General features: G+C 69.8%; 16 protein-coding genes and 1 pseudogene. 1 reads left to right on the top strand and 16 read right to left on the bottom strand.

Annotated elements, in window-relative coordinates:
* Positions 1 to 5 precede the first annotated feature (5 nt).
* A complete protein-coding gene (wzy, locus tag K8625_RS25680) occupies positions 6 to 1,598 on the bottom strand; it encodes an exopolysaccharide repeat unit polymerase (RefSeq protein ID WP_223784176.1) in 1,593 nt (530 codons plus the stop codon).
* A 54-nt stretch (positions 1,599 to 1,652) separates the two neighbouring features.
* On the opposite strand from wzy, the gene epsH reads away from it, so the two are divergent.
* Positions 1,653 to 2,960 carry an exopolysaccharide biosynthesis glycosyltransferase EpsH gene (gene epsH / locus K8625_RS25675; protein ID WP_223784175.1) on the top strand — a complete coding sequence of 436 codons (1,308 nt, stop codon included), beginning with the start codon at positions 1,653 to 1,655 and terminating at the stop codon, positions 2,958 to 2,960.
* 48 nt (positions 2,961 to 3,008) lie between these two features.
* Here the strand turns inward: epsH and K8625_RS25670 are convergent, their stop codons facing one another.
* From K8625_RS25670 to glp, 15 genes and pseudogenes are all read right to left on the bottom strand, one after another.
* Positions 3,009 to 3,383 (bottom strand): carboxypeptidase-like regulatory domain-containing protein, encoded by a 375-nt coding sequence (locus tag K8625_RS25670; protein ID WP_223750953.1) that lies wholly within the window; start codon positions 3,381 to 3,383, stop codon positions 3,009 to 3,011.
* A gap of 168 nt (positions 3,384 to 3,551) precedes the next feature.
* A complete protein-coding gene (locus tag K8625_RS25665; RefSeq protein WP_223784174.1) occupies positions 3,552 to 4,073 on the bottom strand; it encodes a hypothetical protein in 522 nt (173 codons plus the stop codon).
* 212 nt (positions 4,074 to 4,285) lie between these two features.
* Positions 4,286 to 6,382, bottom strand: a complete 2,097-nt coding sequence (locus tag K8625_RS25660; RefSeq protein ID WP_223784173.1) for a von Willebrand factor type A domain-containing protein — start codon at positions 6,380 to 6,382, stop codon at positions 4,286 to 4,288.
* 161 nt (positions 6,383 to 6,543) lie between these two features.
* On the bottom strand, positions 6,544 to 6,906 hold the full coding sequence (locus K8625_RS25655; RefSeq protein WP_223784172.1) for a hypothetical protein: 363 nt from the start codon (positions 6,904 to 6,906) through the stop codon (positions 6,544 to 6,546).
* Positions 6,907 to 7,044: 138 nt separating this feature from the next.
* A complete protein-coding gene (gene epsU / locus K8625_RS25650) occupies positions 7,045 to 8,253 on the bottom strand; it encodes an exopolysaccharide biosynthesis GT2 family glycosyltransferase EpsU (protein ID WP_223784171.1) in 1,209 nt (402 codons plus the stop codon).
* A gap of 24 nt (positions 8,254 to 8,277) precedes the next feature.
* Entirely contained in the window at positions 8,278 to 9,801 is a 1,524-nt protein-coding gene (gene epsV / locus K8625_RS25645) for a PCP family exopolysaccharide biosynthesis protein EpsV (protein ID WP_223784170.1), read from the bottom strand.
* On the bottom strand, positions 9,798 to 10,202 hold the full coding sequence (gene epsW / locus K8625_RS25640) for an exopolysaccharide biosynthesis response regulator EpsW (protein ID WP_141329058.1): 405 nt from the start codon (positions 10,200 to 10,202) through the stop codon (positions 9,798 to 9,800). The genes epsV and epsW overlap by 4 nt, the downstream gene beginning before the upstream one ends.
* Positions 10,203 to 10,232: 30 nt before the next feature.
* Entirely contained in the window at positions 10,233 to 10,409 is a 177-nt protein-coding gene (locus K8625_RS25635) for a hypothetical protein (protein ID WP_170300513.1), read from the bottom strand.
* A gap of 15 nt (positions 10,410 to 10,424) precedes the next feature.
* Entirely contained in the window at positions 10,425 to 11,657 is a 1,233-nt protein-coding gene (gene epsX, locus K8625_RS25630; RefSeq protein WP_141329057.1) for an exopolysaccharide export protein EpsX, read from the bottom strand.
* A gap of 3 nt (positions 11,658 to 11,660) precedes the next feature.
* Positions 11,661 to 12,290, bottom strand: a complete 630-nt coding sequence (epsY, locus tag K8625_RS25625; RefSeq protein ID WP_223750958.1) for an exopolysaccharide export protein EpsY — start codon at positions 12,288 to 12,290, stop codon at positions 11,661 to 11,663.
* Positions 12,291 to 12,299: 9 nt separating this feature from the next.
* Entirely contained in the window at positions 12,300 to 13,850 is a 1,551-nt protein-coding gene (gene wzx / locus K8625_RS25620; protein WP_223784169.1) for an exopolysaccharide biosynthesis flippase, read from the bottom strand.
* 110 nt (positions 13,851 to 13,960) lie between these two features.
* Positions 13,961 to 15,454 (bottom strand): exopolysaccharide biosynthesis polyisoprenyl-phosphate hexose-1-phosphate transferase EpsZ, encoded by a 1,494-nt coding sequence (gene epsZ / locus K8625_RS25615; protein ID WP_141329052.1) that lies wholly within the window; start codon positions 15,452 to 15,454, stop codon positions 13,961 to 13,963.
* 339 nt (positions 15,455 to 15,793) lie between these two features.
* Positions 15,794 to 16,663 (bottom strand): formate dehydrogenase accessory sulfurtransferase FdhD, encoded by an 870-nt coding sequence (locus K8625_RS44545; protein WP_370641986.1) that lies wholly within the window; start codon positions 16,661 to 16,663, stop codon positions 15,794 to 15,796.
* Positions 16,664 to 16,777: 114 nt separating this feature from the next.
* Positions 16,778 to 17,176: pseudogene (mobB, locus tag K8625_RS44540) on the bottom strand (molybdopterin-guanine dinucleotide biosynthesis protein B); the annotation flags it as partial.
* A 97-nt stretch (positions 17,177 to 17,273) separates the two neighbouring features.
* Positions 17,274 to 18,536 carry a gephyrin-like molybdotransferase Glp gene (gene glp / locus K8625_RS25605; RefSeq protein WP_223750961.1) on the bottom strand — a complete coding sequence of 421 codons (1,263 nt, stop codon included), beginning with the start codon at positions 18,534 to 18,536 and terminating at the stop codon, positions 17,274 to 17,276.
* Positions 18,537 to 18,697 lie beyond the last annotated feature (161 nt).

Below are 18,697 nucleotides of genomic sequence, written 5' to 3'. Positions count from 1 at the left end.
TGCGCTCAGCCGTGCTTCGCGAGCGCGGGGGCCTGGGTGTCCTCGGGGTTGGTGTGGATGATGGCGCCCGGAGGCGGCACGGGCGCGGACGGCGCGGGGGGGACCAGGGCGGTGTGCGGCATGGGCCACGCGCCGGTGGCGACGGCCAGCTTGCCGGACGTCACCACGCACAGCGACACGACGAACGTGCAGATGTACGAGATGATGCCCATGTCTCCGAACACCTGGTTGATGTAGCAGATGACGGAGCCCACGATGATGAGCCCGGCGGCGCGGTGCTCGGCGATGTGCGAGCGATGGTACGCGCGCACGGCCAGGAAGATGGTCACCACCAGGTACATCCACACGCCCGTGTAGCCGACCATCCCGCCGAAGGCGAACAAGCCGAGCAGCGAGTTGTGCGGGTGGTAGCGGTACTGGGGGAAGACGAAGGCGATGTTGGGCAGCGGGATGGGCTCGAGGAACTCGTGGCCGTAGCCGGTGCCGAGCAGCGGGAACTGGGTCCACGTCGCGATGACGTCCAGGTTCTCGATGTCGCGATAGTCCAGGTTGCCCTCGCCGCCCTCGCCGTCGATGAGGGAGCGCACCTTGTGCACGGGCGCGAAGGCGCCGCCGCGCGCGTTCCAGCCCACCGCGAAGTAGACGAGCATCAGCGGCGCCATCAGCACGAGCCCTCGGGTGAAGGTGCGCTTGATGGCGGGCCAGGGCGTGATGAGGTAGCCGGCCAGCAGGCACCCCACGAAGCTGACGTAGGCGAGCCGGCGGTCGTTGTAGACCATGCCCATGAAGATGCAGAACATGAGCAAGAGGCCGCGCAGCGCGTGAGCCCCCTTGGGCTTCTCCAGGAAGCGCATGGTGGCGACGAGCAGGCAGAAGTTGAACGTCATCGAGTCCGAGTGACACGTGGTGTACTCGACGAAGACGCCCATGGACGGCACGACGATGGCGCCGAAGTAGACGCTGATGGCGGCCTTGGTGAGCCCCGCGGCGATGACGGTGCGCGCGAAGATGGGCCAGTCCTCCGGGCCGCGCATGGCGTAGTGAAACATGGCGACGATGAACGGCATCATCGCGGCCTGGTGCCACTGCCACAGCGAGTTCTTGAAGTCCCCGCCGCGCATCACCCCGCGCACCTCCATGAAGAGGATGGCGATGAGTGACAGCGCCACCACGGCGATGAGCGGCCGGGGCATGGGCAGCGCGGGCGGGTCGATCTTCGACTTCGTCACCCGCCGGTACATCGCCAGGCCCAACAGGCCGACGATGAGCACGTCCACCAGCGGGAAGCGCAGCGCTCCAATCTTGGTGATGTAGCTGAGCTGGGCGAAGAGCAGCTCGCCCAGGGGGTGCAGGGGGGACGGCCAGAACCCGGACTGGGGCCGCTCCGGGACGTAGTCCACCGCGAGCACCAGGTAGGTGACGAGCATCACCGGGTAGCGGATGGGGACCTTGACCACCAGCCACAGCACGGCCACGAGCAGCACTGGGGCCAAAGCGACCACAGGGTGCAGGAGGGCCCCTCCCACGGTGGCGAGCACCAGGAAGCCAAGCAGCGCCACGAAGCGCAGGTAGGAGGGCCGGTCCGGGGCGTACGTCACGACGGAGGGGAGGCTACATCTGGCGGGCCGGTTGGGATAGATGAAGCCTCACGTATGCCTGCTCCCAGACCACGCGTCCTCCTGATTGCCGAGCTGTGCAACCCCGACTGGGTGAGTGTCCCGCTGGAAGGCTGGTCGCTCTACCGCGCGCTGGCGGAGGTGGCCGACGTGCACCTGGTCACGCAGGTGCGCAACCGGGAGAACATCCTGAAGCAGGGGGTGCAGGAGGGCTCGCAGTTCACGGCGTTGGATTCGACGCCGGTGGAGAAGCCGCTCGACAAGGTGGGCGAGCTGTTGCGGGGCAAGGCGGGCGTGGGCTGGACGACGGCGACGGCGTTGAGCGTGCTGCCGTACTACTACTTCGAGGAGGTGCTGTGGCAGCGCTTCGGCGCGCGCATCAAGGCCCGGGAGTTCGACCTGGTGCATCGCTACACGCCCATCAGCCCGACGACGCCGAGCACGCTGGCGCGGCGCTGCAAGGCGGCGGGGGTGCCGTTCGTGATGGGGCCGCTCAATGGCGGGTTGCCGTGGCCCAAGGGGTTTGGTGGCGCGCGGCGGCGGGAGAAGGAGTGGCTGAGCTACGTGCGGGACGCGTACAAGCTGATGCCCTTCTACAAGTCCACGCGGGAGAACGCGTCGGCCATCATCACGGGCTCGCGGGCGACGCGGGGCCAGGTGGCGCCGGAGTGGCAGGGGAAGACGGTGTACGTGCCGGAGAACGCCATCGACACGCGGCGCTTCGGGACGGCGAAGTCGGAGGGGCCGGTGGAGCTGCCCTTGAGGGTGGCCTTCGTGGGGCGCTTCGTGCCGTACAAGGGCATGGCGATGTTGATGGAGGCGGCGGCGCCGCTCATCCGTGAGGGCAAGGTGGTGCTGGAGTACATCGGCGACGGGCAGGAGATGCCGAACCTCAAGGCGCAGGCGGCCAGGGAGGGCATCGAGTCCGGGGTGACGTTCGCCGGGTGGGTGAAGCACCAGGAGTTGCAGGGGCGGCTGGCGAAGAACCACGTATTCGGGTTCCCGAGCGTGCGCGAGTTCGGCGGGGCGGTGGTGTGCGAGGCGATGGCGTTGGGGCTGGTGCCCATCGTCATGGACTACGGCGGTCCGGGGGAGATTGTCAGCCCGGCGACGGGGTTCGCGGTGCCCATCGGGACGCCGGAGGAGATTGTGGCGCGGGTGCGCGGGGTGCTGACGAAGCTGGTCGAGGACCCGTCGGTGATTCGTCCCATGGGGGAGCGGGCGCGGGAGCGCATCTTCAAGCACTTCACGTGGAAGGCGAAGGCGGAGCAGGTGCTGGAGGTGTACCGCTGGGTGCTGGGCGAGCGCGGGCAGCCCGACTGGGGCATGCCGCTGGCGGACTGAGCCCGTGTCACTCAGGGCCTGGACGTCCATGTCCAGGCCGCGGGGGCTTCAATCCTGGGTGCCGCTCGGGCGCAGTGCCACCCGGGAGCGGATGGCGCGGTTGGCTCGCAGCAGGATGTCCGCGCGGGACGAGGGTGCGTAGTCCGGGTGCTCGAACCGCAGCGTGTACGTCCCCGCGGGGAGCAAGGGCAGCCGATAGCGTCCCGCCGGGTCCGTCCAGGTCACATGGGCCCCCGTGTGGCCCGATGCGCTGGCGCTGACCTTCACCCTCACGAGCGGCTCGCGACTGTCTCCGTCGATGACGATGCCCAGCAGCACTCCCGGCGGTGGCGCGTACTCGCGGCTCTCCGCTCGGGCCAGGACAGGCACCGTGACGATGAGCACCAACATGCACAGCAGGTAGGGCACGAAGTGCGTCAGCACGGAGGCGGCCTCGGTGTGGCTCGGGGAGAGGAGCCATTCTCCCGGCTCGGGCTGACGCGAACCGCATGCGCGGCTCCGCGCTCCATCACCGTTCCGGCATGGCGCTCCCCATCGTGGTGACGTGGGCCGCCGAGTGAGCTTCGTGGTCCTGCGAGTCGGGAGCTCGGCTCACCGACTCACGACGCGTGCCTCGGGCTCGTGGGTGTGGTGCCCTTCCGAGGCTTCGAGGACGACCTGCTCGGGAGTCCCCGGGGCCAGTTCCGCGAGGGGCCGGAAGCCCCGCAAGCGGAGCTTGGGCTCCGCGGTGTCACGCCGCGCAGAGGCTCCGCTCAGCGCGTCTTCCAGGGCCGACGTCTCCCTCGTGGCTCCGGACGCCTCGTGCGACTCCATTGCCGCGGGGCGCACGGCGATGCGCTCCAGGAACTCCTGGTCCACCCGCACGCCCGGGGTCATCGAGCCCACGTCCACCGTCGGGCCACCCGTCTCCAGGCGCAGCGTCTCGACAGGCCACGCGCTGCGCCCCGCGTCGAGCGTGACGACCGGACGGCTGGGCTTGCGAATCACCTGCGACCGGGGCGGAGCTTCCTCCTCGGCCGTGGCACAGGATGCCTCCGTGGCCTGGGTCGAAGCCGGGGCCTGTGCCTCGGCGCTCGGGCCGGCCTCCTGTGCCCCGGCGACTGGAGAGAGCATCCACACGAGTCCACACAGCACACCGCGTAGGAAGGGCGTCACGTGCTCGACTCCAAGGCCTCGGGAGAACGAACCCCATCATCCGGGACCACGACGGCAGAATCTCCCACGCAGCTCCCCGGGTTCATCATGGCTCGGTCATGATGCGAGGCCGTGGGCATGATGGAGATACGACCCAAGGCGTCATTTCGGGTCGAACGGGAGGGGCCTCCTCAGGAACCCGTGGGCGGCCGGTCGAAGTCCATGGTCCTCAGGGGGGCGAAGGCCTCGAATGGATCCACTCTCCGGTCCAGGCCCCCGGCCCGGCGGATGAGGTCACCCAGCTCGCGGACGTCCTCGCGCGCCTTCAGCTCCGGGCCCACCTCGCTCCACAGCTCCAGGAGCGAGTCGTAGGTCAGCGGCCGCGTCCAGTACGAGCCGCGGAGCTTCTCGGCGAAGGCGGAGGCCACGTAGGCCAGTCGGGTGGACGCGCCAGCCTGGGCGTAGCTCGGGCGCAGGGTGGCCCGGGGCAACGGGGTCGCCAGCTCCTTCGATGTGCCGCCCTCGGGCGACTTGTAGCGGATGCGCAGCGTGCCCAGCGCCCGGGCGTTCTCGAGAGGCTTCACTTCGTAGAGCGCGGTGACGGAGTGGCCCGCGCCCACCTCACCCGCGTCCACGCGGTCATCGCGGAACTGCTCGGCCGTCAGCGCGCGGTTCTCGTACCCGAGCAGCCGGTAGAGGGAGACCGCCTTCGGGTCGAACTCCACCTGGAGTTTCACGTCCTTGGCCACCACCTGGAGCGTGCCAGTGAGGTTCTTCACGAAGACGCGGTGGGCCTCCTTCAGCTCGTCCACGTAGGCGTAGTTCCCCTCGCCGACGTGGGACAGCCGCTCCATCAGCACGTCGTTGTAGTTGCCCATGCCGAAGCCCACGGTGGACAGGGTGATGCCCCGGGCCGCGAGCGACTTCACCTTCTCCCAGATGCCATCCGCGTCGGAGATGCCCACGTTGGCCACGCCATCCGAGCAGAGGATGACGCGGTTGATGCCGCCCTCGAGCAGGTGTTCGACGGCGATGCGATAGCCCAGCTCCAGCCCCGCCTGGGCGTTGGTGGAGCCCTCGGTGTGGAGCCCGTCGATGGCGTCCATCAGGCGTGACGCGTGGAGCGCGCTCGTGGGCGGGAGCACCTGCCGGGCCCGTGAGCCGTACACGACGAGCGACACGAGGTCGCGCTCATCCAGTTCCGCTACCAGCATGCGCAGGGACTGCTTCACCAGCTCCAGCCGGTTCTCCATGGCCATGGACCCGGACACGTCGATGACGAAGACGAGGTGGCTGGGCTTGCGTTCGGCGCGGGAGACCTCGCGCGTCTTCACGCCGATGCGCAGCACCTGGTAGCCCTTGCGCACGGGCGAGGGGAAGCCCTGCACGTGGACGGCGAAGGGCGCGCTCTTCGCGCTCGCGTAGCCGTAGTCGAAGCTGTTGACGAACTCCTCCACGCGCACGGCGCGCGCGTCCGGCATGGCGCCGCGCTTCAGGTAGCTGCGCGTGAGTGTGTACGAGGCCGTGTCCGTGTCGACGGAGAACGTGGAGAAGCGCTCCTCCTCCGTGTTGACGGTGGGGTTCACCCCGTACCCCTTGAAGTACATGTCGGAGTAGCGCGAGCGGGGCATCGGCTCGCCGTGGTGGGGCTGGGTGGGCGCCTGGTGCGGAGGGGCGGGGTGGAGTCGCAGCGTCATCGACATGCTGGGCATGGCGGGGGCGACGTCGTGCTGGGGTGGAGGGCTCGCGACGGCAACCTGCCCGTTGAGGGGGACGCCGTATGCGTCGTGCGCGGGGCCCGGGGCCAGTTCCGCCAGTGCTTCGAAGGAGCGCGACGGTTCAGGAGGCCGAGCCTTGTCGATGCGCTTGATGAACTCCTGGTCGACGTTGACGCCCGTGGTGGTGGAGCCCGGGCCGAGGGTCGGCGGAGTACTGATGATGGGCACGATGAGCGCGTCATCGGCGAGCATCTCGACCTTGATGCGGAGGGTGCGGTCGAGCCTCAGTTTCACGTCCCCGCGTTCGTAGCGCTTGTAGTGCTCCCGCTCGTACCGGACGGTGTAGACGCCCGGAGGGAGCTGAGGGATGCGGTACTCGCCCTTGGCGTCGGTGACGGCGGTCCGTTCACCCACGAGGCTGGGCGACGTCGCGGTGATGACGACGTCGGGAAGGGGCTGACGGCTCTTCACGTCGATGACGGTGCCGATGATGTTGCTGTTCTGGGCGAGCGCCAGCGGGGCCAGCAGCACCAGCAGCCCGCATAGCAGTCGTGGAATGACAGCGTTCATGAGGTCCACCTCGGTGCATCGAGAGGTGGCCATCATCCAGACGGAGCGGGCCTCGCATCGCACGCGAGGCTCCAGGCCCCATCATGGTTTCAGCACGGGCAGGAGGTCATGGGCTCGCACGACGAGGTTGCGTGCCGCGCGCCATCTTTTGGAGCGGCGCTTCAGAGACACACCAGGCACTCGTAAGGTGGTCGCGTCGGCGCTTCAGGGCTTCGCCAGGTCATGACGAGCCCACCTCGAGTGATGCCGTAGTGTGTATCGGGGATGTTGGGGGAGAGGGGGCCGGCTTGAGTCGAGAGCTCGTTCGTGGCTCCTGGAGCCACCTCAGCCAGATACTCGATAGCGCGAGTCGCATCGACGCGTCCTCGCGGACGTGCAACGGCGATGCGCTTCAGGAACTCCAGGTTCTCGTCGACGCTCGCGGTCGTGTCGACGATGCGCGCATCACGAGCACTCTGGGAACACGCCGGAGCGGCGAGCAGCAACAACAGCACCCACGGCACTCCACCGATGAAAGCTTTCATGACGTCCACCTCGAAGCAGCGAGAGAGGCGGGCAGCGTCCAGAACCGACGGCTCCCGAGCCGCATGAGAGGCTCAAGGCTTCATCATCGTTTCCTCACGAACGTGGGAGTGACGCGCGTCACTCCCAGGAACACCACTTCATCGCCGCTCGGCCTCGCGCTCGGTGCGCACCCACTCGCCGCGCTTCTCCGCGCCAGGGCCGCGCAACATCAACCCCACCTTCCACACCACGTACACAGGCGCCCAAGCCAGGTCCAGCAGCCCTCGCGGTCCAACGCCGGACACCCACCACCCGCGCAGCACGTACGCCCCCAGGCTCATCAGCCCGAAGCCCGCCACCGCCGAGGCCCACACCGCCGTCCCACCCGACAGCCACACCAGCACCGACGCCGCCACCGCGCTGCCCACCGCGGCCAGCACCAACTGACTCAACGGCGGCACCAGCACGTCCATCGACAAGTCCAACAGCAATCCACTGCGCTGCTTCAACGCATCACTCAGCAGCGGCCACCCGTGCAGCTTGCGCATCTGCGCGCGCCCACCCTCCCAGCGCTGACGCTGCGAGCGGCTCTGCTTCTCCGCCGACACCATCTCGCCCTGCACCTCCGCCTCCCAGGCGTAGTGCACGCGGTGCCCCTTGCGGCCCAGCCGGATGCCGTACTCCAGGTCCTCCACCACGCTGAACGCGTCGTGAGGCACCTCGCGCAGCACCGCGTGCGTGAAGCACATCCCGTTGCCACGCAGGCCGCAGGACACCCCCAGCGCCTCGCGCCCCAGCGAGCGCACCTTGTGGAACATGCCCAGCGCAATCGTCATCAGCCGAGTGCGCCACGACGCCGTCGGGTTCATCACCCCGTAGTGCGCCTGCACCGCGTGCGCCCCGTCCTCCAACCTGCGCCCGTACGCGTGCAGCAGGTTCGGCGACACCACCGTGTCCGCGTCCACCACCACCACCGCGTCCGCGAAGCCGTCCTGCTGGCTGAACTCGAACGCGTGCGCCAGCGCGTACCCCTTGCCGCGCTTCTGCGTGTCCTGCCGCTCCAGCACCGTCGCGCCCGCCTCGCGCGCCTTCTGCGCCGTCGCATCCGAGCAGTTGTCCGCGATGACCAGGATGCGCCGCAGCGACGCCGGGTAGTCCACCGCGGACAGGTTCGCCACCGTCCGGGCGATGCCCAGCTCTTCATTGTGCGACGGAATCACCACGTCGAACTTGCGCGTGGGCGCGGGCGGCACCGGCGCCGCGCGTCGCCACGACAGCACCGTCAGGAGCAGCAGATAGCCGCACGCCACCGCCACCGGCAGCAGCGCCACGCACAGCGCCAGGTCCACCCAGGTCCACACCGTCACGACTGTCTCCCCCGAGCACGCGCCCTAGCGCCGCTCCAGCTCCGCCAGCACCGGGAGCTTCAGGATTCGCTCCACCTGCCACTTCTCCAGGATGCGCCGACGGATGATGTCCAGCGCCACCGCCGCGAAGATGCCCATCGCGATGCCACCCACCACACCCGCCGCCAGGATGAGCTGCACCTTCGGCTTCGACGGCTTCTCCGGGAACGTCGGCGGCGACAGCACGCTGAAGCGGTGCTTCATCGACGCGCGCGAAATCTCCAGCTCCGTCTTCGCCTGGTCCAGCCGCCGCATCTTCTCCTGGTGCCGCATCACCAGCATCCGCACCCGGTCCGCCGCCACCGACACCTCCGGGTTGTCCGCTGTCGCGGGCCCACCAAACGCCGCCGCGCCCAGCAGCGGCCCGCCCGTGGTCCCCTGCTCCAGCTCCCCCGGGTCCCCGCCGTTGCGGATGTACTCGTTGATGAGCTCGTTCAACTCCGAGCGCAGCGCCACCAGCTGCGGCGAGTCCTCCTGGAGCGCGACGATGCGCTGCTCCAGGTCCGTGATGAGCGGGTGCTGCGGCGAGTAGATGACGCGCTGCTCGGCCAGCTGGTTGCGCAGCTCCGTCAGCCGCCGCGCGCGGAACTCCTCCACGTCCGAGATGGCCCGACGCTTGGTCTGCACCATGAACCGCATCTGCGCGAGCAAGTGGTTCGTGTTGATGCCCAAGGCGCCCGCCGCCTGCGCCGCCGCGCCGCCCCGGCCCTTGTTCTGCTTGGCCTCCTCGCGCTTGCGCTTGGCCTCCACGCGCTTCACCGTGGCGTCCAGCGACGCGATGGCCTGCTTGATGCCCTCGGCCTCGTCCACCACCTGCTTGTCCAGGATGGTGATGGCCTCCGCCACCGCGCCCATCTCCGCCTGCTGCCGCATCTCCAGGAAGTTCTTCTGCGCCGCCTCGACGATGTTGAGCGCCAGCTGCGGGTCGCTCCAGTCCACGCCGATGGTCACCGTGCCCGTGCCACCCTCCACCATCACCAGCATGGACTGCTCCAGCATGGCGCTGAGCGCGTCCGCCTTGTCCTCGTCGGACATGGGCGGCGGCGGCTTGCGCAAGAGCTTCTCCTTCAGCTTGCTCATGGGCGAGCGCTGCAGCTCCCAGTACTCCACCAGCTTCGCGTCCCGCACCACGGCCTTCAGGTTGTCGGCCTTCATCACCATCTCCCACGCCGCGCGCGTGGGCTGGTCCGCGTCCACCGGAATGGAGCGGCCCGGGTTCGCCAGCGAGGCGATGATGAAGTTGCGCTGCGTGAGCATCCGCGTCTCGACGTGGTACTTGCGCGGCATGATCTTGGTCACGCCCGCCGCCAGGCCGGACACCGCGGTCATCACCACCAACGCCAGGAACCAATGCCTGAGCACCGCGTTCTTCAAATAGAAGACCGCGTCGATGGCGAAGCCCCAGTCGATGAGGTCCGACGGTGCGTTCGTCTCCACGCGCTCGGGCGTGTACGCCGGAGCGGCGGGGGCGGCCCGGGGGCCCCGAGGCCCGAGGGCCGGCGCCGTCACGAGGTCCTCCTCACGGGCGCGTTCTTGAGCAGGTGCTTCACCCGCTTGGAGAACTCCTCCTGCGTGAAGGGCTTGCCCAGGTAGCTGTTGGCGCCCGCCTCCTCGGCGTGGGCCTTGTCCTCGGGCAAATCCCGCGCGCTCACCACCAGCACCGGCACGTCCGTCATGCCCGGGTTCTTGCGGATGTGCTCACACAAGTCGTAGCCGGAGATGTCCGGCAGCGTCAGGTCCAGGCACACCAGGTCCGGACGCTCCGCGCTCGCCAGGTGCTTGAGCGCCGCCTGCCCGTTGGGCAACTCCACCACCTGCTTGAATCCCATGGCACGCAGGTAGTCGCCCAGCATCTTCCGGAAGAAGGGCGCGTCCTCCACCAGGAGGACCGTGTGCATTTGGGGCTCCATTGCGTCGTCAGCCTTTCTTCTCAGTCGCGCTCAGTGGAAGCCGAGCCGTGGCACCCAGACGATGACGCCGTAGGTGTATGCCGCGTTGAAGAGGATCACCCACAGGATGGCCTTCTTCAGTCCTCGCGACGGATTCGGGTCCCTCGCCGCCTTCGCGGGGAGGGCAATCGTGAGGATGAGGACGGACATCAGGATGAGCTTCGCCATGGCCTTCGCTTTGGCTCAGAGGATACCAGTTTGCCGCAGCGACAGGCCCAGCACCGCCGCCCATTGGAACCGGGCCGCCGGCAACTCGGGCGAGCGGCTCCACGTCCCCCGGGTATCCGCGTCCACCGACATCCAGGTGTTGAGAATCCAGGACGCCGTCACCCCGCCGGACACCAACCTGTCACCCGTGGCCCCGCCCACCGCGAAGGCCGTCCCCGCCGTGGTGCCCACGCGAACCCGGGGCCCCAGCGCCCACGTCCCCGTCGCGGTGAGGTCCGCGCGCGGATAGACGCGCGCCGTCAGCCGGTCCGTGAAGGGGGAGACGCGCACGCCCAGCCGCCCGTCGAAGTCCGCCGTGCGCGAGGGGATGCGGTGCCCCACCGCGAGCGTGAGGTTGGGCAGCACTTCCGTGCGAGGTGCCGGGTCCGGCTCGACTCCGCCGGCCGCTGTCACGGTGTGGACAATGCTCGCGCCCACGCCGGCCTCCAGGCCCGTGCGGCGAGTCATGCGGCCCGTCCAGCTCTCCGTCAGCGTCACCACGGTGTTGTTGGCCCCGGTGGAGAAGCGCGCGTAGGTGGCGGCGGCCGAGGTGGTGATGGCGCTGAGCGGGGACAGCGCGTGGCTCAGGGACACGTCCAGGCGCGGGCCGTACTGCAGGGGTACGGCTTCACGCGCGGGGCCGTCCAGGCCGCCGCTCACGGTGAAGCCCGTGGTGCCGGACAGCTGCCAGCGCCGCCCCAGCCAGCCCGTCTCGCCGGTGAGCGACGTGGCGGAGGAGAGGAAGTGGACGGTGTCCGCCTCGGGCAGGGGCTGAAGCGGACCTCCGCCCTGCGGCGGCCGGATGGGGCCGTCCGGGTCGATGGGGTCCGGGTCCAGCGAGGGCAGCGCGTCGAGCGTGAGCAGGTTCACGCTGCCCAGCACCAGCTCCTCGCTCAGCCGGAACGACAGGCCCCGCTCGGGGCGCCAGAGCGCGGCGAAGCGGCCGATGTGCTGAATCTCGGTGCGCGCCCTGGCCGTCACCTCGCGCAGGCTGATGCGCGGCGCGTAGTCCAACTGGAGCGACGTGTTCCCCTCGCGCCGCTCCAGGCCCAGAATCGGCGTGAAGTCCGTGTCAGCGGCGAGGGTGGGCGCGTCCTCGGCGGGGTCCTCGTTGGAGCGCACGCGCGAGTCCACCCGCACCGACGCGGTGTAGGAGACGGAGGCCCCACAGACCTCCAGCCACATCGCGGTGAGCGCCGCCCCCAGCACCGCTCACTCCACCACCACCACGTCACCGGGGCGCAGGCGGAACGACGGCGCGCGCCCCTCGGCGTGGATGAGGTCCTGGTAGCGGAAGCGGATGCGCACGGGCGCCTGCCCGTCGTCCTGGCGCATGACGAAGATGCGGTCCTTGTGCGCGTACTCGGTGAAGCCGCCCGCGCCGGCCAGGGCCTGCAGCAGGCTGGCCCCCACATCGATTTCCAGCGGACCGATGCGGTTGACCTCGCCCACCATGGTCACCTTGATGGGGCGCGGCATCTCCAGCGCCACCGTGACGACGGGGTGGTTGATGTAGTCCTTCAGCCGCGTCTGGATCTGCTGCGACAGCATGGCGGGGCTGTGGCCCGCGGCCTCCACGTCGTCCAGGAACAGCAGGCTGATGCGCCCGTCGTCGCGCACGCGCGCCTGCGTGGTGAGCGACTCCTGGTTCCACACGCGGATGTTGAGCAGATCGCCGGCGGCGATGCGGTAGCTGGCGTCCAGCGGGGGCGGCTTCTCCTGGTACTCGTCCACCCAGGTGTACTTGCCGAGCCCCGTGCAGCCGGAGGCCACGAGCACCAGCCCCGCGGTGGCGAGCACGCGCGAGGCCGGGCGGAGCAGGGAGCGGAGCGGGGAGGTCATGGGGCTCCTTCAGGGCGCGGGGGCGACGGCCACGACGGCCGGCTCCGGTTCGGGGTTGCCTCGGCGGCGCGCCAGCTTCACCACCGCGAGCACCTCGCCCGGCTTCACCGCGCCGAGCGCCAGCACCCCCACGACGTACAGCGAGGCCTCGACGATGAGCCGCGGCCAGTCGGACAGCGGCGCGAGCACCGTGCGGTCCAGCGCGACGATGGCCACGCACACCACCGCCGTCTTCGCCACGCGCACCAGGAGCCGCTGGTCCACCGCGGAGCGGCCCATGCGGCCGAGCATGATGATGGTGATGACCACCTCCATCAGCAGCAGCGAAATCGCCGTGCCCGCCGCGCCGCCGCCGTCGCCGTACTTCGCGTACAGCCAGGGCACGAGCAGCAGGTTGAGCAGCGGGTTGAGCAGCAGGCTGCCGAAGATGCTGGTGCCCGTCACCCACCACTCGCGGTTCGTCATGGTGAGCCACGCGCCGCACGTCATCGTCACGAACGCGAGCACGAACAGCGGCGACTGCAGGCGCAGCAGGTTGACCGCCAGCGAGTAGTCGCGGCCCAGGAGGCCAATCCACAAGGGCGCGCCCATCACGATGAGCATCATCATGGGCACCGTCACGGCGAGCGTCCCCTCGAGCGCGCGGCGGGCGATGATGCTGACCTCCTCCTCCGAGCGCGCGGCGGCGCGCGACATGAGCGGCAGCAGCACCCAGCCCATGACGGGGTTCAGCGCGAAGGTGACGTTGGAGATGCTCCACGCGGCGGAGTACCAGCCCACCTCCTCGTGGCTGCCGAGCATCCCCAGAATCATGATGTCCAGCCGTCCGTTGGTGGCGAGCGCCGCGGCGGTGAGGAAGTAGGGCAGGCCCGCCTTGCACACCTTCCACGTGGCGGGGAAGTCCACGCGGAACACCAGGCCCATGTGCACGCGCGCCAGGTACCAGCCGATGCCCAGCTTGATGGCCTCCGATGCGACGACGGGCACCGCGAGCCACGGCAAGGGCAGCCCCAGCACCCCCACCGCGAGCAGGCCGCCGCCCCACACCACCTTGGTGACGACGTTGGAGATGGACAGCCCCGCGACCTTGCCCTTGGCGTGCAGCAGCGCCGCCATGGACGCGTTGCACATGACGAGCAGCTGCGCGACGCCGAACACGTACACCAGCGCGCGCATCTCCGGCGGGTCCTCGCGCCACGCCATCACGAGCGACAGCGCGCCCATCAGCACGACGGTGAGGATGAGCCGCAGCAGCATGGAGGCGCCGAAGAAGTCGCTGGCGTGCTCCGGCCTGCGCGACACCTCCTTGCGGATGTACATCTCCAGGCCCAGGTTCGTGGCGATGAAGAAGATGGCGGAGAAGCTGTCCGCCCAGTTGAAGCGCCCGAAGGCCTCCGGCGACAGGTAGTGCGTCAGCAGCGGACGGATGCCGAAGGCGATGGCGTACGTCACCAGCAGCGAGCCGCCGAGCTGCAGGCCGTTGCGCACCGCGCCCATCGCCTCGTGGGAGCGCTCATGCTCCTGGGCGTTCTGCTGAGAGGATTCGCTGTGGGTAGTCACGGTGGGGAGTCGGGCGCTCCCGGCGTCGGCCGGACGGCCCGGGTGCATAGAAGACGAGCGGGGGCGGCACGTCAATGCCACCCCCGCGGGAAGTCAGGTCGCCTGGAGGCCTAGCTGGCCCCGCGACCCGTGATGACCACCGGCACCGTCTGCAGCAGCAGGCGCAGGTCGCTCGTCAGCGTCCAGTGGTCGATGTACTGCATGTCCAGGTACATCCACTCCTCGAAGGAAATCTGGTTGCGGCCGGAGACCTGCCAGATGCACGTCAGGCCCGGGCGCACCGACAGCCGGCGGCGCTGCCACGTCTCGTACTTGGCCACCTCGCTGGGCACCGGCGGCCGAGGGCCGACGATGCTCATCTCCCCGCGCAGCACGTTGATGAACTGGGGCAGCTCGTCGATGGAGAACTTGCGGATGAAGCGGCCGATGCCCGTGATTCGCGGGTCGTTCTTCATCTTGAAGACCGGCCCCGACTGCTCGTTGAGCGCGGCCAGCTTCTCCTTGAGCTCCTCCGCGTTCACCACCATGGAGCGGAACTTGAGCATGTAGAACGGCTTGCCGTTCTGCCCGACGCGGTACTGCTTGAAGAAGATGGGCCCCTTCGACGTGAGCTTCACCATCAGCGCCACGAAGCCCAGGAGCGGCAGCAGCATCCACAGCGCCACCGCGGACACGCAGATGTCGAACAGGCGCTTCATCGCCATCTGGTGCGGCTTGGGGCTCACCGCCGCGAAGTGCAGGAAGCCGTCCGCCACCGCGCGGCTGTCGACGGGGCGCGCGCGGTCCAGGCGGAAGGTGTGCGCCGGCAGCGCGAAGGGCACGCCGAAGCGCTCGGCCAGCTTGATGGCGGCCTGCATCGCCTCGCCCTGCTTGAGCGTGTTGCCCGCGATGTAGACCTCGTCCACCGCCGTGTTGCGCAGGATGTGCTCCAGGTCATCCACCGTGCCGAGCACCTTCGAGGGCAGCTCGCCGATGGAGCCCGTGTCGTCGTGGAAGCGCACGTAGCCCAGAATCTGCCGGCGGCCGCGGCGCGTCAGGTCCTCGCCGGAGTAGCGGCCCATGGCCCCCGTGCCGACGATGAGCACCGCGTCCATGGGGCGCTCCTGCGCCGCCACCGGACGGAAGACGAACAGGCGCAGCAAGAGCGCCACGGGCCAGAACAGGATGAGCAGGGGCGCCAGGCCCGGGACCTTCAGGGTCTCCGGCAGGGCCAGGTTCGCCACCGCGAGCACCGTCACCACGGCGAGCGTCGTCACCGACACCAGCGCGACGTGGTCCAGCCGGCTGCGCTCGGCGAAGCGCGAGTCGTACAGGCACAGGGCCGTGCCGGTGATGATCCACACCACCAGCGACGCCAGCACGACGGCGGGCAAGAGCCACCCGGGCTCCGCCCGCAGCTGGCCGTCCATCCACGCGGAGGCCGTCAGGACCACCGTCATCAGGACCAGGTCCACCGTCAGGTTCAACTTCGCCGCGAAGCCAGGCGCCAGCTTCGGCCCCGGAACCTGCTCTTCCGCCGCGACGACCCCCACGTTGCCCTGAGCGGATGCCGACCCAGGAGCACCGACCGCCGCACCAGTACTTGCGCTGCTCATCGTGTCCACCCCCCTCTACCTGCTCGACCGAGTGTTCAGTCCAGATAGAGGCTGCCGTTGAGGCTGAAAATCTTCAAGTCGGAAAGAACTGCTTTTTGCCATGCTTGTGCGGTGCGTTGCAACCCCCCGCACCGTGAGTAAGACGTGACATGGTGTGAAATCTTTGGATCATCCGACTCTCGTCGCATCTCACGGGGTCCCAGCGAACACCGGGAGTGCTCCCTTCGCTTCCCCGCTGCGAAGGAGCCGTGCGGGATACTGCATCTACGGTGCCGGTCTGACGTGAAGGGGTACGGGCGTGGAGGGGGGGCTGGATGCATGCGAGACGTGCGCCGGGAATTCATGGGTTTATGCGCCCGCCAGGCGTTCCGCGTGGGAGTGGACGTTGAAGCGGCCGTCCCGCACGAACGTGGCCAGCGTCACGCCGGAACGCAGGGCCAGGTCCACGGCCAGGGTGGTGGCCGCGGAAACGCCCGCGACGACGGGGATTCGGGCGCGGACGGCCTTCTGGATGATTTCGAAGCTGACGCGTCCGCTCACGGCGAGGAGCGCGGGCTGACGCGTCAAATCGGCGGGGCGCGCGAGATTTGCGCGGAGTGTGCCCGCCAGGACGAGCGCGCCGACGACCTTGTCCACGGCGTTGTGTCGGCCCACGTCCTCGAAGGCGGCGAGCAGGCGCCCCTCGGTGTCGAGCGCGGCGGCGGCGTGGACGCCTCCGGTGCGGGCGAAGTTGCGTTGCACGTCGCGCAGGCGCTCGGTGGCGCGGGCCACGGCGAAGGGGGAGAGCACGGGGCCTGGCGGCAGGGGCGTGCAGCCGGTGAGCAGGTCCTCGACGCTGCGCCTCCCGCACACTCCACATGCTGAGGTGGTGAGAGTTCCGCGACGGGTGGCGCGCAGGGGCTCCGGGTCGAGGAAGACGCCTGGGGCGGGCGTGACTTCGAGCACGTTTCCCCAGCCTTCCTCTCCGGGCCGTCCGCAGTGGGCGAGGGTGCCCAGGTCCTCGGCGCCCCGGATGAGGCCCTCGGCGAGGAGGAAGCCCACGGCGAGCTCCCGGTCGTGTCCGGGGGTGCGCATGGTGGTGACGAGTGATTCGCCATTCACGCGAAGCTCGAGCGGCTCTTCGACGGCGAGGGCGTCGTCCTCGGTGGGCTGGAAGGTGGCGCCGCTCCAGCGACGCACGGGCTTGGAGGCGACGCCGCGCGCGTCGGCGGGAGCCAGGGGGGCGGGGCGGGGCGGGCGCAGGTGCTCGAGCACCGCGTCTGCGATGGCGCCGAGGTCCTCGGGGGAGAGGACTCGTGGGCTGGTGGGACTCGGGGGGGGCGAGTCGGTGATGAGCGCGAAGACCTCGGGCCGTGACGGAGCCAGGGGCGGGCCGAGTCCCTCGCGCCAGACCTCGAGCTTGGGCAGGGGGCCGTCCTTCCAGCCCTCGACGAGGGCGAGGTCCAGGCGTCCGACGAGGCGGGAGAGGAGCGTGGGCAGGCTGTCCGCGGGGGCCGGGTCGTGGGTGAGCTGGACGCCCTCGGGGGTGGCGAAGCCGGTGAGCACGGCGCCAGCCTGCTGGAAGCGCGCGGTGTCACTGCCGGGGCGGTGGAGCGGGTGCGCGTCGGAGGAGTGCTTCACGGCGGCGACGCGCAGGCCGCGCGAGGCGAGCTCCGGGAGCAGGCGCGCGAGGAGCGTCGTCTTCCCGGCGCCGGACCAGCCGATGATGCTCACCGCGGGGACTCGGCTCATGGGTGGAGCCCCGCAGCCGTGGCGTCGACCTGGGTGGGGCGGATGCGGCGCGCGAGGTCGTCCTCGGCGACGTGGATGCGCATGGTGGGGACGCGGCTCATGTGGGCTGTCCCCCGGTGGGGGCGTCGACGGCGACATGTGTCGGACGGTCGAACAGCTCCACCTCGACCACGTCTCCCTCGGCGAAGTCGGCCTGGCCTGGAGGCAGGACGGCCCAACCATCCGCCTGGACGTTCTGGAGAATCTGTCCGGCGCCCTGGGGGCGCAGCACCGCGCGGGCGCCCGTGTCGTCGTGTTCGAGCAGGGCGGTGATGAGGTACGTGAGGCCCGCCTGCTTGTGGCGCGGCTCGGACAGGCGCGCGCGGACACGGCGGCGCAGCTCGAGGACTCCCTGGTGCCGGAGCAGCAGGGGCCGCGCGAGCTGGTCGAACGCGACGCTCGCCGCGCCCGGGTTGCCCGGCAGCACGACGACGGCGGTGGTGCCCAACCTCGCCACGGCCACGGGCTTGCCCGGCTTGAGCGCCACGCCGTCCACGAGAAAGCGCGCGCCCAGGCGCGTGAGCACCCGCTTGACGTGGTCCTTGTCTCCCACCGAGGCCCCACCGGTGGTGATGAGCACATCGACCTGTGGCGCGAGGTGCTCGATGGACTCGCGCAGCGCCTGCTCGTCATCACGGGCGCGGGAGAGGTGGCGCACGTCCGCGCCGGCCTCGCGAGCGAGCGCCGCTATCAGAATCAAGTTGCTCTCGTATACCTGATGCGAGAGCGCGGGCTGGCCCGGGCGGATGAGTTCGTCCCCCGTCGCGAGCACCGCCACACGAGGCGCGGACCTCACGCGCACGTGGGTCTCCCCCTGGGATGCGAGGACCCCGAGCGCCGATGCGCTCAAGCGCTGACCCGCGCTGAACAGGAGCGTGCCCGCGAGCACCTCTTCGCCCGTGCGGCGGATGTCATGGCCCGGAGGGACGGTGATGAAGAGGTCCACGTGGCGACCGTCCTCCGTCGCGCGCGCGGCTTCTTGTCGGATGACGGCATCCGCGCCGGAGGGAATCGGCGCGCCGGTGAAGACGCGGGCCGCCTCTCCGGGCTGGAGCGCGCGCGAGGGCAGGGCGCCCGCGTAGACGGTGTCGACGACCCGGAGTCGAGCAGGGCGGTCCCGGTTGGCGCCGCGGGTCTCCTCGGCGCGCACGGCCCAGCCATCCATCGCGGAGTTGTCGCAGCCGGGGAGCGAGCGCACCGCGCGGACGTCCTCGGCGAGGAAGCGGCCGTGGGCGTCGAGCAGCAGCACGGACTCGGGAGCCGTCGGTGAGAGGGCTTCGAGCGCGGCCTGCCGGGCGGTGTGAAGGGACGTGAGCGGCATCGACGCGGCGCAGACTACGTCGAGGGAGCGGCGCCTTGTCCATCGTACCCCGTGACGGTTGCCCGCCTGCCGGACACGACGTGGGCCGGTGCGTCATCCGGAGGGCGTTGGCTGGCGGGTGACCGCCAGGGGACTGGCCGTGGCGTCCGGAGGGTGGTTCG

The sequence above is a fragment of the Myxococcus sp. AS-1-15 genome (genome assembly GCF_020037055.1).
GTDB classification, from domain to species: Bacteria; Myxococcota; Myxococcia; order Myxococcales; family Myxococcaceae; genus Myxococcus; species Myxococcus fulvus.
This window is presented reverse-complemented; position numbering and strand designations above follow the sequence as displayed.